This is a genomic window from Curtobacterium sp. MCBD17_034 (assembly GCF_003234515.1).
Classification (GTDB): domain Bacteria; phylum Actinomycetota; class Actinomycetes; order Actinomycetales; family Microbacteriaceae; genus Curtobacterium.
The window spans coordinates 1-13,190 of sequence record NZ_QKTN01000014.1 but is presented as its reverse complement, the minus strand read 5'-3'; the positions used below and the strand labels follow the sequence as shown (position 1 = coordinate 13,190).

Below are 13,190 nucleotides of genomic sequence, written 5' to 3'. Positions count from 1 at the left end.
AGTGCAAGCACTGCACCCCGCGTTCGCGGGCCGCGACGGACGGGAGGCGGGACCCGCGTGCTCGACGCAGGTCCCGCCTCCCGGGTTGGTGATGCGGGCGCCCCTCAGGCGCGAGCGGACGCGGTCAGGCGCGGTGCTCCGGGTGCTCGTGGTGGGCGACCGCCGGAGCGGCGTCCTCGACCACGGGCGCCGCGTGGTGGCCGTGCTCCGCGTGGGTGTCGTCCCCGCGGGAGGGCATGCCCCGCTCGAGCTTCGCACCCTCGACGTCGACGTCCGGCACGATCCGGTCGAGCCACTTCGGGAACCACCAGGCCGCGCGCCCGAGCAGGTGCATGGACGCCGGGATGAGCAGCAGGCGGACGATGAACGCGTCCACGAGCACCCCGAACGCCAGCCCGAACCCGATCGGTCGGATCGTGGAGGACTCCGAGAAGATGAAGCCGGAGAACACCGAGATCATGATGATCGCCGCCGCGGTGACGACCGCCCGGCCCGCGTGGACGCCCCGCTGCACCGCGATCTTCGCCGGGGCCCCGTGGGCGTACGCCTCGCGCATGCCCGACACGAGGAACAACTGGTAGTCCATCGCGAGCCCGAACAGCACGCCCACCTCGATCACCGGCAGGAAGCTCAGGATCGGCGCCGGGTCGTGCACACCGAACACCTGGCTGAGCCAGCCCCACTGGTAGATCGCGGTCAGGCCACCGAACGCCGCCAGGAGCGAGAGCACGAAGCCCGCGGTGGCGGTGAGCGGCACGAGGAACGACCGGAACACGATGATGAGGATGATGAGCGAGAGTCCGACGACCACGACGAGGTAGAGCGGCAGGACGTCCGCGAGCTTCTCGGAGACGTCGATGTTCGCGCTCGCGTTGCCGGCGACACCGAGGTGCACGTTCCCCCCGTCGGCCTTGACCGGCGACAGGTCGCGGAGATCGTGTACGAGGTTCTCCGTGGACACGCTCGAGGGTCCGCCCGTGGGCTGCACCTGGAACGCGATCACGGTCCCGTCCGACGACGCCCCGATCGGTGCGACGGCGTGCACGTGACCCTGGTCGGCGATCTTCTGCCCGATCGCGACCTCCTGCCGGAGCAGGTCGTTGCCGGTCGCCTTGTGCGGCAGGTCGGCGACGACGAGGATCGGGCCGTTCTGACCGGCACCGAACTCGCGCTCGAGCACCTTGTACGCCTTGTACTGGCTCGAGTCGGTGGCCTCGGCGGCACCCGTCGGGAGCCCGAGGCGCATGTGCATGGCGGGCAGGGCGACGACCCCGAGCACCGCGACGCCGGCCACGAGGGTGACGATCGCGCGCCAGGTCGCCATGGGCTTGTTCGGGATCCGCACCGAGCCGGTGCGCCCGATCGCCGCGCGCTCCTTCCGACGGAGGATGCGGAAGCCGACGAGGCTCAGCATCGCGGGCGTGAAGCTGATGGCCACGAGGATCGCGACCGCCACCGCGACGGCGCCGACCGTGCCCATGAGCCCGAGGAACGGGATGCCCGTGATGTTGAGCGCGAGGAGCGCGACGATCACCGTCGACCCCGCGAACACGACTGCGTTGCCCGAGGTGCCGTTCGCCAGCCCGATCGACTGGTGCAGCTCCATGCCCTGCTTCAGCTGGGACCGGTGCCGGTTGAGGATGAACAGCGAGTAGTCGATGCCGACGGCCAGACCGAGCATCACCCCGAGCACCGGCGTCACCGAGATGAACTCGACGAGGCCCGAGAACGACATCGCACCGAGCGTGGCGACGCCCACTCCGAGGATCGCGCTGACGAGCGGCAGCGCGGCGCCGATGACCGTGCCGAGCATGACGAGCAGCACGATCGCGGCGATGACGATGCCGACGACCTCACCGGGGCCGAGGATGCTCGGGACGCCCTGCGCGATGTCGTTCGACGGGTAGACCCGCACGCCGTCGATGCCGGCGTGCTCCGACTTGTCGACGATCTTGTTCTTCAGCGTCTGCGGCACCGCGATCGTCGCCTTCTGGAACGACACCGTGCCCACCGCGGCACTGCCGTTCGACGACACGAAGCGGATGTTCTTCGACAGGTCGAGCAACTGCGAGCTCAGGTCGAGCTTCGTCTCGTTCTGCTGGAGCTTCTTCCGGTTCGCGTCGACCTTCTGCTGGTTGGTCGCCAGCGTCGCCTTGCTCGCGTCGAGTTTCTGCTGGTTCGCGTCGATCTGCGCCTGACCGGCCGTGAGCTGCGCCTGCACCGCCGCGAGCTGACCGGCAGCCTGGGCCTGCGCCTTCTGTTGGTCGAGCTGCTGCTGTGCGGCGTCGATCTGCTGCTGTCCCGCGGCGAGCTGCTGCTGGCCCGCGTCGATCTGCGCCTGCGCGTCGGCGAGCTGCTGCTTGCCCGTGACGATCTTCTGCTTGCCGTCCTGCACCTGCTGGCGCTGGTCGGCCAGCTGCTGCTGCGTCGTGAACGGGTTCGTGGTCGCCCGGACGCCCTTGTACCCGTCGATCGTCGACAGGAAGGACTTGATGCCGGACTTCTGGTCGGCCGTGAACGCGTCGCCGCTCGTCGTCTGGAAGACGATCGTGCCGCTGCCCCCGCTGGCGGACTTGAACTTCTTGGCGAGCTCGTCGGTCACCTTGCTCGTCGCCGTCCCCGGGATGGTGATCGAGGACGAGATCGTCCCGGCGAACAGGCTGTACCCGACCCCGGCGAGCGCCAGGATCACGATCCAGGCGACGACGACGGACCAGTGTCGGCGCGCGGCGAAGCGTCCGAGGCGGTAGAGGAGACCGGCCATGCTGGTGCCCCGTTCCTTTCTGTGCGGTGGTGGTGCTGCTGCTGGGATCGGGGTACGCCGGTGGACCCCTCGTGGTCAGTGCTGGGGCATGTAGCCGCTGCGGACGCTGTCGATGAGTCGGCCGAGCAACGCGTCCCACTGTGCGCGGCCGTCGCCGTCAGTGCTCGCACCCGTGCGGAGGACCCAGTGCTTCGAGATCACGACGACGCCGTTCATGAGCGAGGTCACGAGGAGTTCGGCGTCGAGGGGGTCGGCCGACGGGTTGCGGCGACGGACCTCGTCGACGAGGACGGCGGTCGACCGGTCGAAGGCCTCGTCGATGAGCAGACGGCCGCGGCGGTCCTCCTCGGGCGGCTCACCGAGCACGCGCACGATCGACGAGATCGCGGTCGGCAGGTCCGCGACGCGTAACCACTCGGCGATCTCGTCGAACATGGAGGCCCGGTCGCCGTTGCCGATGGGCGTCGCGGTGGCCGTCGCCACGAAGTCGTCGAGGACGACGGTGAGCAGCTCGCCGCAGAGGGTGAGGACGACCTCGTCGATCGACGAGAAGTGGTTGAACACCGTGCGGCGCGCGACGTCGGCTCGGGCGGCGAGCTCGTCGACGCTGAACCGGGGGCCGCCCCGTTCGGCGGTCAGTGCGCGAGCAGCGTCGAGGATCGCCGCCCGGTGCCGGGCCTTGAGCACGGCCCGTCGGTCGATGCTGGTCCCCGTGGTCACTCCGGAGACACTAGGTGCACCGATGCACGGAGTGCAACGACGTCCATCCGACACTCAGGTCCGTGACCCCGGGGTGAACCGCGTCACAGGCGAACCATCTGGTCTCGGTTACCCCCAGGGGGTACCCTGCCATCATGATGATCCTGCAGGCGATCGGCGCCGCCCTGGCGGCGGCCGGGACGATGGCGTGGACGATCCTCTGGCCCCTCGTGCTCGGGTTCGCCCTGTCGGGTGTGATCCAGGCCGCGGTCAGGACCGAACGCATCACCCGGCTCATGCACGACGACTCCCCGCGTGCCATCGCGGTGGCGACGGGGTTCGGAGCACTGTCCTCCTCGTGCTCCTACGCGGCGGTCGCGCTCGCCCGGGCACTGTTCCGGAAGGGCGCGAGCCTCACCGCGGCGATCGCGTTCGAGGTGGCGTCGACGAACCTCGTCGTCGAGCTCGGCCTCGTCCTCGCGTTCGTCATGGGATGGCAGTTCACCCTCGCCGAGTTCATCGGCGGTCCGGTCATGATCGTGCTCGTCGCGCTCGGCTTCCGACTCTGGATGCGGGGTCGCATCGTCGACGCCGCACGGGAGCAGGCCGACCGGGGCCTCGCCGGCTCGATGGAGGGGCACGCGGCGATGGACATGTCGGTCGCCGATGACCAGGGGTTCTGGCGACGCCTGTTCTCCCGACCGGGCATCACGTCGGTGTCCCAGTACTTCGTCATGGATTGGGCCGCCGTGCTCCGGGACATCGTCATCGGGCTCCTCATCGCGGGGGCGTTCGAGGCCTGGGTGCCGAAGGCATGGCTGCAGGCGGTGTTCCTGCACGGTGACCCGACGGTCGCGTTCTTCCTCGACCCGCTCATCGGACCGGTCATCGCCATGGTCAGCTTCGTGTGCTCGGTCGGGAACGTCCCGCTCGCGGCGGTGCTCTGGAACGGCGGGATCAGCTTCGGCGGCGTCGTGAGCTTCGTCTTCGCCGACCTGCTCATCATCCCGATCATCGTGATCTACCGGAAGTACTACGGCTGGGCGGCCGCCCTCCGGATCACCGGCGTCCTCTACGGCGCCATGGTGCTCGCCGGGTACGTCGTCGAGCTCGTCTTCACGCCGCTCGGCCTCGTCCCCACCGGTCGGCACCTGGCGATCGCCGAGACCGGGATCACGTGGAACTACACCACCTGGTTGGACATCCTGTTCCTGGTCGTGGCGGCGGTCCTGCTCGTCGTGTTCGTCCGCAGCGGCTCGTGGTCGATGCTGCGGATGATGGGCGGCGGCCCGGACGACGGGGGCCACGCGCACGAGCACGAGCACATGCACCACGGCCACGGCCACCACTGAACCGGCGCCATCGACGCAACGAAGCCTCGGCGCCGGAGCCGCAGCGGAACCTCTGGCGTCTGCTATTAATAATACTCATTCTCAATAAGAAGGGTTCCAGAATGAGTATCCATCGAAGAGGCGCGGCGCTGCTCTCGGTCGCCGCCGCACTCGCCATCGTCACGGCAGCGGGGTCACCCGCGGTCGCCACCCCCGCCACATCGACGCACGGCGGCACCGACAGCACCCGTGGAGCCAGCAGCAGCGGCTCCACCTGGCTGATCGCTGCCGACGACACCGCCGACGCGGTCTACGTCGTCGACCCCCGCTCGGGCACGATCACCGGCACGCTCCACGGCGTGGAGCTCGGGACACACGCGGGCACGCTGCAGCTCGGCAACGGTCGCGTCGCGTTCATGGACGAGTCGAAGCCGCAGCTCGACGTCGTCGACATCACCACCGGCGGCAGGCCCGTGATCCGCGAGCACGTGACGATCCCGAGCATCGTGGACAAGTGGGAGCGCGCCGGGTGGCTCGCCACGGATCCCTCGCACCGCTACGTCGCCGTGGGTTCGGACTTCGACGGTTCCACGACCCAGCAGGTCACCGTGGTCGACACCCGCACAGGCGGAGCCCACACCATCACGCTGCCGGTCTCGAGCGTGAGCACCCCGAGCGGGACCAGCACCGAGGAGATGGAGGTGTTCCTCGTCGGCTCCCCGCTCCGACTCGTCGTCACCGCCGGGGGTCACCTCGACGCCTACGCACTCGCGCCGATCCTCCGCGGAGTGCAGCACCCGGTCGCGTTCGCGCAGGCCCCGTTGTCCGCGTACCCGCACGGCCCCGTCGTGAACGCGTCCGGAACGGTCATCGGGAGCGATGTCGCCGTCGGGGTGCAGACGGTCCAGGTCACCCGGGACGGCTTCGCCACCGCCGGCTTCACCTCGTACCCGAAGCCCTCGATCGAGAGCTACCGCCCGGTCATGGCTCCCGACGGCACGACCGCGGTCGGCACGCAGGCCGGCGCGACGACCGCCGGGACGACGTGGGACCGGACGCCGGTCACCCTCACCACGACGTCCACCGGGAACGAGCACATCACGAGCGTCGACCTGGGAGTCGGGGCGTTCAGTCGGACCGCGGCGACCACGCAGTACGCGGCGGTCGCGGTGACGGGAGCGACCGGGGACCGGGTCGCGTTCGTCGCGCGCGATGCACGCACGGGGTTCTTCAACGGCGCCGTCCGGAGCACAGCGCTGGCGGGCCTGGCGAACGAGCCCACCCCGGGCAGCGGAACCGCAGCGGCGACCACCCGGTTCCTCGCGGCGAGCCCGGAGGGCTCGACCGTCTTCGTGACCCGCGCCGGTGAGGGCCAGGTCACCGAGCTGGCGGTGTCGGGTCGGAACGCCAGCACGGTGCGGACCGCGCGGACCATCCAGCTGCCGTCCGCACTGTCCGACGGGGGCTACCTCGCGGTCGTCTCCACGACCACGCGGCCGTACGACCTGATCGGACGCTGACAAGACGGGCGGGAGGGACGGTGCGAGCCCGCCCCGCCCCTCCCGCCCGTCAGCGGTACAGCGTCTCGCGCGGGTACTCCCCGAAGGCCGCTGCGTACGCCCCCGAGAACCGGCCGAGGTGCACGAAGCCCCATCGGCGTGCGACGTCGCCGACGGACACGTCCTCGGGGTGCTGCTCGAGCAGTTCGGCCCGCACCCGCTCCAGGCGCACCTGCCGCAGGTACCGCGTGGGCGACGTGGCCAGGGCACGCTCGAACGCCTGCTGCAGGGAGCGGGAGCTCACGTTCGCCGCCGCGGCGACGTCCGTGAGCGTGATCGGCAGATGGGCGTTCGCGTGGATGAACTCGACGGCCGTGCGGACCCGTCGGTGGCGCGGGAGCAGCAGCTCGGGCGGCAAGGAGGTCGCCTCGTGTGGGAACGTCGACAGGAGCGACACCGCGGCGAGGCGGTTCACCTCGCTCCGCAGCAGGGCACTGGCGTCCGCACTCGCGCCCACGGCGTTCACCGTCCGCACCGCCGCCGTCCACCGCTGGAGCGCGTGGTCCTCGAGTCGGCCACCGTGTCGGAACCGCAGGGGCCCGCCGTCGTGGCCCTCGACCTCCGCCGCGACCCGCTCGAGGTACCGGCCGTCGAGGTGGACGAGGTTCTGCTTGTAGTCGGCGAACGCGAACCGGTTCTGGCCACCGGTGGTGAACAGGACGGGCTGCCCGGGTTCGAGCGGCGTGAGGTCGCCGGTCCCCTCGAGGTCCATCGCGCCGGTCCCCGCGGTGATCCACGTGACCACGTACTCGCCCTGCACCTGGACGGTGCCTTCGACCGACCCCGTGAACCGGTTCCCCCGCAGCGTGACGTCGTCGTCCCCGGCGATCGTGTAGCGGTACCCGAACTCGCGCTCGGTCGGCTCGATGTGGAACTGCCGTCCGTTGTACGCGGCCTCGTACATGGCACGGGCATCGTCGATGTCCTGCCCGGCGACCACTGAGCGTCGCACCACGTCCTCTGCCATCATCCAAGGATCGCAGCCGTGGCGCCCGGACGCCGGGGTTGACAGGGAACTGCGCGTCTGGGACACGCGGGCGCGCCCGGGCGCAGCCGGCCTGCGGCATCCTGAGGGCATGACCGACGGCTCCCCCACCCCCGCCGACGAGCACGACGGCCCCGAGCGAACGGCGGACGTCGCGACCGCTCGGCGGGCCGTCGTCCGCCAGGGCGTCTCGGTCGCCGTCGCGACCGGACTGTACGGCGTGAGCTTCGGCGCGCTGAGCGTGGCGAGCGGCCTCAGCGTCGTGCAGACCTGCCTGCTGTCGCTCCTCCTGTTCAGCGGCGGGTCGCAGTTCGCGCTCGTCGGCATCCTCGGCGGCGGCGGCACCGCGGGGGCGGCGATCGCGGCCGCCTCCCTGCTCGGCATCCGGAACGCGCTCTACGGGCTCCAACTCGGTCCGACGATGCTCCCCCGCGGGTGGCGTCGCATCGTGGTCCCCCAGCTCACGATCGACGAGTCCACGGCGGTCGCGGTCGCGCAGTCCTCGCGGCCGCTCCGTCGCCTGGGGTTCTGGGTGACCGGCCTCGGCGTGTACATCGGATGGAACGTCATGACGCTCGTCGGGGCCCTCGCGGGGTCCGCGCTCGGCGATCCGAAGCGCTACGGGCTCGACGCCGCCGCCTCGGCCGCGTTCATCGCACTCCTCTGGCCGCGGCTGCGGGCACGGCAACCGGTCGCCATCGCGATCGTCGCCGGGATCGTGACGACCGCACTCATCCCCGTGATCCCACAGGGCCTCCCGGTGCTCGCCGCCGCGTGCGTGGGCGCGGTGATCGCGTGGTGGTGGCCCGACCGGTGGCGGCCCTCCCGGCCGGATGCGACCGGGGCCGCGTCGTGACCGCGTGGATCGCGGTCATCGTGGCGTCGGCGATCGCGTACGGGTTCAAGTTCTCCGGCTACACCGTCCCCCCGGCCGTGCTCGAGGAGCCCCGGGTCGCCCGCATCAGCGAGATGCTCCCGGCCGCCCTGCTCGCCTCGCTCGTCGTCCTGCAGACGTTCTCGACCGCGACGCACCTGGTGCTCGACGCGCGCGCGGCCGGGCTCGTCGTGGCGATCGTCGCGCTCGTGCTGCGGGCGCCGTTCATCGTCGTGGTCGCGCTGGCCGCCGTGACCGCCGCGGTACTGCGGGCGCTCGGCTGGTCCTGAAGCGGGGTCTGCTCGCGCCATGTGCTCACGCGGACGACAACGGGACATGCGGGCGCATGCGCACTCGTCGTCGGCATGCGCAGGATCGGAGAACCGGAGTCAGACCCGCCCGAGCCGCCCCTGCCGCCGAGCACGCCGGAGCACCCGAGCAACCCCGCGCGCCACCCGCCCACCGATGCCCGCGCCGAGCGGCCGAACCGCGTCGAACCGGGCTCCTCGGGCGACCGGACGCCCCACGACGAGGAGCCCGACGAGGAGCGCCCCGAGCCACGGGACGATCCACACGGCCAGCACCCAGGACCCGCTCCGGTCGACGTCGTGCAGGCGTCGGACGAGCATCGACCACCGGGGCAGCGCGGTCAGCGCCACGAGCAGGACGAGCGCCCAGTCCCAGGGATCCGCGGCCACGCTGTGACCACTGCCGAAGGACTCGCTCGTGCCGGTGGCCCGGTCGAGCACGAGCAGGACACTCGCCGTCGGCGACGTCGTCGCGCCGAACGGGTCGACGAAGAACCGCCAGTGCCCCGGCAGGGACGGGAGCGCCCACGGGACGACCAGGGTCGCGATCGCGGCGAGTCCGGCCTCCAGGGCGATACACCACCAGTACTCGGACCGACTGGCGCGCCCCGACCAGACCAGCCCCCGCGTCCAGAACCGAGCCCAGGCGACCCAGGGCAGGGCGTACCGGACGGGCTCGGGCTGGCTGACCTGACGACGCCACTGCTGCGGCGCGTCACGGAGCTGCCGGCGCCACCGCAGCCCGACGAACCGGACCTGTCGCGACCACGACAGCCAGATGAAACGAACGACCTGTAGGGCCGCGCGTCGTCGTCGCCGTGCGCTGCGCGAGAGCTGCATGGTCGGAGCGTAGTGGCAGGGGACGCAGTGCCGCATGCCTGCTCGCGCCGGTGCTCACGCGGACGACAACGGGACGTGGGGGCGCATGCGCACTCGTCGTCGGCATGCGCAGGATCGACGGAGGGGCGCAGACCGGCCCCTTGCATCCTCCGATGGAGATCGCGAGCTGCGTCCCTCCGCCCGTCGAGGCCGGGCACCCGCGATTCCTACCGTCGGGATGTGGTCGAACCGCGGCCACCTGACCGACGGAGGCACCATGACCACCATCAGCGCACCGGGGACGGACCGCAGGAGCACGAGGCCCGCTCCGGGCGGGCTCCGCGGCGTCGTCGCCCGCAACCCTCTCCGCACGTTCGCCGTGCTCGCCCTCGGGACGAGCTGGCTGGCGTGGCTGCCGTACATCCTGTCGCCCCACGGTCTCGGGATCTGGGACCTCCACTTCCCCGAGGTCCTCGGCACCGCGCAGCTGTCGGGCGTCCTGCCGGGCGCACTCCTCGGACCGGTCACCGCGGCGTTCGTCGTGACGGCCGCGGCGGACGGTCGTGCGGGCCTCCGGGTGTGGGCCGGCCGGCTGTGGCGGTGGCGGGTCCGGTGGCAGTGGTACGTGACGGTGCTGCTCGGCGTTCCGGTGCTCATCGTCCTGTCGGGGCTGCCGTTCGCGGGCGGGGTCGTCCACGCACCGTCCGCGCTGGCGTTGGCGGCCTACGTGCCGGCGCTGCTCCTCCAGGTCGTGACGACCGGACTGGCGGAGGAGCCGGGCTGGCGGGACTTCGCCCTGCCGCGCCTCCAGGGCAGGTTCGGCCCGATGCGGGCCGCGCTCGTGCTCGGGCCGCTCTGGGGGCTGTGGCACCTGCCGCTGTTCCTGACGGACTGGGGTGGATGGCCGACCGCGCACTGGACGCAACCGCTCGTGTTCGTGGGGTTCTGCATGGCGTTCACCGTCGTGATGTCGTGGGTGTTCAACCGGTCGGGTGAGAGCCTGCCGCTCGCGGTGCTCCTCCACGTCAGCGTCAACACCACGGCGTCGGTCCTGTGGAGCGACATGTTCCCGGGCATCGGTGCCGAGACGATGCTGCTCGCGCTGCTCATCACCTCGACGATCGGCGCGGTCGTCATCGTGGTCGCGACACGGGGTCGGCTCGGCTACCGCGGTCCTGTCGCCGGCACGGCCGGGAGGCCCGGCACCGGCCCGGCGGAGGACTCCGCCTCCGCCGTCGTGGCCGGCACCGCACCCGCTGCTGCCCCGACGCCCTCCGCGTCGCCACTCGTAGACTCGAGCGATGGTCACCGCTGAGGCCCGCCCGCGGGTGCGGCGGGTGGACGTCCTGGTCGCCGCGGCCGACGCGGTCGCGGCGATCGCGCTCCTGCTCGGCGCACCCGCGATGGCGGCGGGGGATCCGGGCTCGGCCCAGATCCAGTTCGCCTCGCCCGCCGACCCGTCCTGGTGGGTCGTCGCCGCCGTGCTCACGGCCCAGGCGTGCGTGCTGCTGTGGGCGCGGAGCCGACCGCGGACGACGCTCGTGGCAGTCGCGGTGCTCGCAGCCGTCCTCGTGCTGGTGGCCCCGTCCGTGCTGCACGGGCTGTCGACGCTCGCGGTGATGGTGGCGGTCGTGCTCGCGGTGCTCCGGCAGCCCGTCGCGCGGCTGTGGCCCGCCCTCGTCACAGCGGCGGTGGGCGTCGGGATCGAGGAGGCCGTCTCGCAGCTCACCGGCTACGGCGCGGCGCCGCTGCAGGCGATCACGCAGGGGCTGGGCCAGGCGGGAGCCGTGATCGGCCTGCCACTGCTCGTGACCCTGGTCGTCCGGTCGCGCCTGGACGTCCGCACGGCGCGGGCGCGCGAGCGGGACGCGGTCGTCCGCGAGCGGGACGCGGTCGTCCGGGAGCAGGACGCCGTGCTCCGGGAGCGGGACGCGGTGGTCCGCGAGCAGGACGCGCGCGTCGAGGCGGCCGTGTCCCGGGAGCGAGCCGCCATGGCGCGGGAGCTCCACGACATCGCCGCGCACCACCTGTCCGGGATCGCGCTCATGGCCGCCGTGATCGACCGGCAGATCGACACCGACCCCGAGCGTGCCCACGCCGCCGTCCGCCAGGTGCGGGAACAGAGCACGGCGGTGCTCGACGACCTCCGGCGGCTCGTCGGGCTGCTCCGCGACGACACCCTGGCCGAGCGGTCGGTCGAGACCCTGGCGGCGGTCCCGGACCTCGTCGCGCGGGCGCAGCGGCACGGCCGGGTCACGCTGCGGGTGCTGCGCGAGGAGCCCCGGACTGGGCCGGATGCGGCGGCCCCGTCGGCTGCGGCGACCCCGTCCGCTGCACCGCCCCCTCCCGGCACGGCCGATCCGGGTGCGGCCAGCCCGTCGGTCGGCTCGGACGTCGGTCCGCTCGCGCAGCTCGCGGCGTACCGGACCGTCCAGGAGGCCCTGGCGAACGCCGCCCTGCACGCCCCGGGTGCCGCCACCACCGTCGAGCTCGACGACCGCGAGCACACCCACGTCACCGTCGTCGTGCGGAACGGACCGGCACGCGAGGCCGCACCACGGTCCTCCTCGGGCGGTCACGGGCTCGTCGGCATGCGCGAACGAGCCGACCTCGTCGGCGCCGACCTGCGGTACGGTCCCACGGAGGACGGCGGGTGGGAGGTCCGCCTCGTCGTCCCGCGGGCGGCGAGCGGTCCTGACGCCCCGGCCGTCGGAGCGGAGGTGCCGTCGTGATCCGGGTCCTCATCGCGGACGACCAGCCCCTCGTCCGCGCCGGTCTGTCCGCGTTGCTCGACGCCGAACCCGACATCGCGGTCGTCGCCGTCGCGACGGACGGTGGCGAGGCACTCGCCCTCGCACGGTCGGAGCACCCGGACGTCGCGTGCCTCGACATCCGCATGCCCGTCGTGGACGGCATCGAGGTCGCACGGGCCCTGTGCGGTCCCGAGGCGGATCCCCCGATCCCGGTCCTCATGCTGACGACGTTCGACCTCGACGACTACGTGTTCGGCGCGCTCGAGGCCGGTGCGTCGGGCTTCCTGCTCAAGGACGCGGACCCCGACACCATCGTCGCCGCCGTCCGGCAGGTGGCCGCCGGCAACGGCACGCTCGACCAGGCGCTCACCCGCCGGGTGCTGCGCGAGTTCGTCGAACGGCGCGCGCTCCAGCCCGTGACACGCGGGCGAGGGACCGAGCTGCTGACCGAGCGGGAGCGCGACGTGCTCATGCTCCTGGCGCAGGGCATGTCGAACGAGGAGATCGCGGCCGCGCTCGTCGTCGAGGTCTCGACGGTGAAGTCCCACTTGGCCCGGATGCTGCCGAAGCTCGGCGTGCGATCGCGGCTGCAGGCCGTCGTCTGGGCGTACCAGAACCGCGTCGTGACGGTGCCCGACGCGGAGCGGTGACCGGAGCAGGACGCACCAGTGTGCGGCTGCGGGACCCAGGATCCACGAAGACGCGCGCGGGATCGATCAGGTCGGACCGACTTCGCGCGGACGGCGGTCGCCGACGCCGGGGAACGCGTACCGTCCGGCCGAGAAGGGCACGTCACCCCTTCGAAAGGACACATCATGAACCACGCCCTGTGGGTCACCCTCGCCATCATCGGCATCATCCTGCTGCTGATCGGCGCGTTCGTCGCGACCCTGAAGTTCCTGATCACGGTCGGGATCATCGTCCTGGTCGTCGCCGCGATCCTGCTCGTCATCCGACTCGTGCGGGGCGGCGCGTCGCGGGTCTAGGTGTACTGCCCAGGGAGGTTGGTCAACCGAGTGATCGGTGACCGGTTCCCGATGGCGGTGTGGGGCCGGTGGTGATTGTAGTGATGCAGCCATGCCGGGAGGGCGTTCCGGC

General features: G+C 71.9%; 13 protein-coding genes. 8 read left to right on the top strand and 5 right to left on the bottom strand.

The window, feature by feature from the left end; translation table 11 throughout:
• Positions 1 to 124 precede the first annotated feature (124 nt).
• Complete coding sequence (locus DEI92_RS15305; RefSeq protein WP_111014124.1) at positions 125 to 2,764, bottom strand: MMPL family transporter; 2,640 nt, start codon at positions 2,762 to 2,764, stop codon at positions 125 to 127.
• A 75-nt stretch (positions 2,765 to 2,839) separates the two neighbouring features.
• On the bottom strand, positions 2,840 to 3,484 hold the full coding sequence (locus DEI92_RS15300) for a TetR/AcrR family transcriptional regulator (protein WP_181434979.1): 645 nt from the start codon (positions 3,482 to 3,484) through the stop codon (positions 2,840 to 2,842).
• Between the two features lie 134 nt (positions 3,485 to 3,618).
• Here DEI92_RS15300 and DEI92_RS15295 point away from each other — a divergent pair, with 134 nt between their 5' ends.
• The gene (locus tag DEI92_RS15295; RefSeq protein ID WP_111014122.1) at positions 3,619 to 4,815 is read left to right on the top strand and encodes a permease; all 1,197 of its coding nucleotides are present in this window, start codon (positions 3,619 to 3,621) and stop codon (positions 4,813 to 4,815) included.
• A gap of 101 nt (positions 4,816 to 4,916) precedes the next feature.
• The gene (locus DEI92_RS15290; protein WP_111014121.1) at positions 4,917 to 6,314 is read left to right on the top strand and encodes a hypothetical protein; all 1,398 of its coding nucleotides are present in this window, start codon (positions 4,917 to 4,919) and stop codon (positions 6,312 to 6,314) included.
• Between the two features lie 49 nt (positions 6,315 to 6,363).
• On the opposite strand, the gene DEI92_RS15285 is transcribed toward DEI92_RS15290, so the two are convergent.
• On the bottom strand, positions 6,364 to 7,320 hold the full coding sequence (locus DEI92_RS15285; protein ID WP_146249520.1) for a helix-turn-helix transcriptional regulator: 957 nt from the start codon (positions 7,318 to 7,320) through the stop codon (positions 6,364 to 6,366).
• A 109-nt stretch (positions 7,321 to 7,429) separates the two neighbouring features.
• Here DEI92_RS15285 and DEI92_RS15280 point away from each other — a divergent pair, with 109 nt between their 5' ends.
• Both DEI92_RS15280 and DEI92_RS15275 read left to right on the top strand, forming a co-directional pair.
• Positions 7,430 to 8,194, top strand: a complete 765-nt coding sequence (locus DEI92_RS15280; protein ID WP_111014119.1) for an AzlC family ABC transporter permease — start codon at positions 7,430 to 7,432, stop codon at positions 8,192 to 8,194.
• On the top strand, positions 8,191 to 8,502 hold the full coding sequence (locus DEI92_RS15275; protein WP_111014148.1) for an AzlD domain-containing protein: 312 nt from the start codon (positions 8,191 to 8,193) through the stop codon (positions 8,500 to 8,502). Before DEI92_RS15280 ends, DEI92_RS15275 begins: the two co-directional genes overlap by 4 nt.
• 99 nt (positions 8,503 to 8,601) lie before the next feature.
• Here the strand turns inward: DEI92_RS15275 and DEI92_RS15270 are convergent, their stop codons facing one another.
• Complete coding sequence (locus tag DEI92_RS15270; RefSeq protein WP_181434978.1) at positions 8,602 to 9,360, bottom strand: DUF805 domain-containing protein; 759 nt, start codon at positions 9,358 to 9,360, stop codon at positions 8,602 to 8,604.
• 256 nt (positions 9,361 to 9,616) lie between these two features.
• Between DEI92_RS15270 and DEI92_RS15265 the strand changes: the two genes are divergently transcribed.
• The 4 genes from DEI92_RS15265 to DEI92_RS16620 all read left to right on the top strand — a co-directional run bounded on the left by DEI92_RS15265 (position 9,617) and on the right by DEI92_RS16620 (position 13,078).
• On the top strand, positions 9,617 to 10,654 hold the full coding sequence (locus DEI92_RS15265) for a type II CAAX endopeptidase family protein (RefSeq protein WP_111014147.1): 1,038 nt from the start codon (positions 9,617 to 9,619) through the stop codon (positions 10,652 to 10,654).
• Positions 10,641 to 12,071, top strand: coding sequence for a sensor histidine kinase (locus DEI92_RS15260; protein ID WP_111014117.1), 1,431 nt, complete (start codon positions 10,641 to 10,643; stop codon positions 12,069 to 12,071). The genes DEI92_RS15265 and DEI92_RS15260 overlap by 14 nt, the downstream gene beginning before the upstream one ends.
• A complete protein-coding gene (locus tag DEI92_RS15255; RefSeq protein WP_111010729.1) occupies positions 12,068 to 12,742 on the top strand; it encodes a response regulator transcription factor in 675 nt (224 codons plus the stop codon). The genes DEI92_RS15260 and DEI92_RS15255 overlap by 4 nt, the downstream gene beginning before the upstream one ends.
• Positions 12,743 to 12,907: 165 nt before the next feature.
• Positions 12,908 to 13,078 carry a hypothetical protein gene (locus DEI92_RS16620; RefSeq protein WP_181434976.1) on the top strand — a complete coding sequence of 57 codons (171 nt, stop codon included), beginning with the start codon at positions 12,908 to 12,910 and terminating at the stop codon, positions 13,076 to 13,078.
• Here the strand turns inward: DEI92_RS16620 and DEI92_RS15250 are convergent.
• The coding region (locus DEI92_RS15250; RefSeq protein WP_146246045.1) for an integrase core domain-containing protein at positions 13,075 to 13,190 on the bottom strand (116 nt) is incomplete at its 5' end. The genes DEI92_RS16620 and DEI92_RS15250 overlap by 4 nt on opposite strands.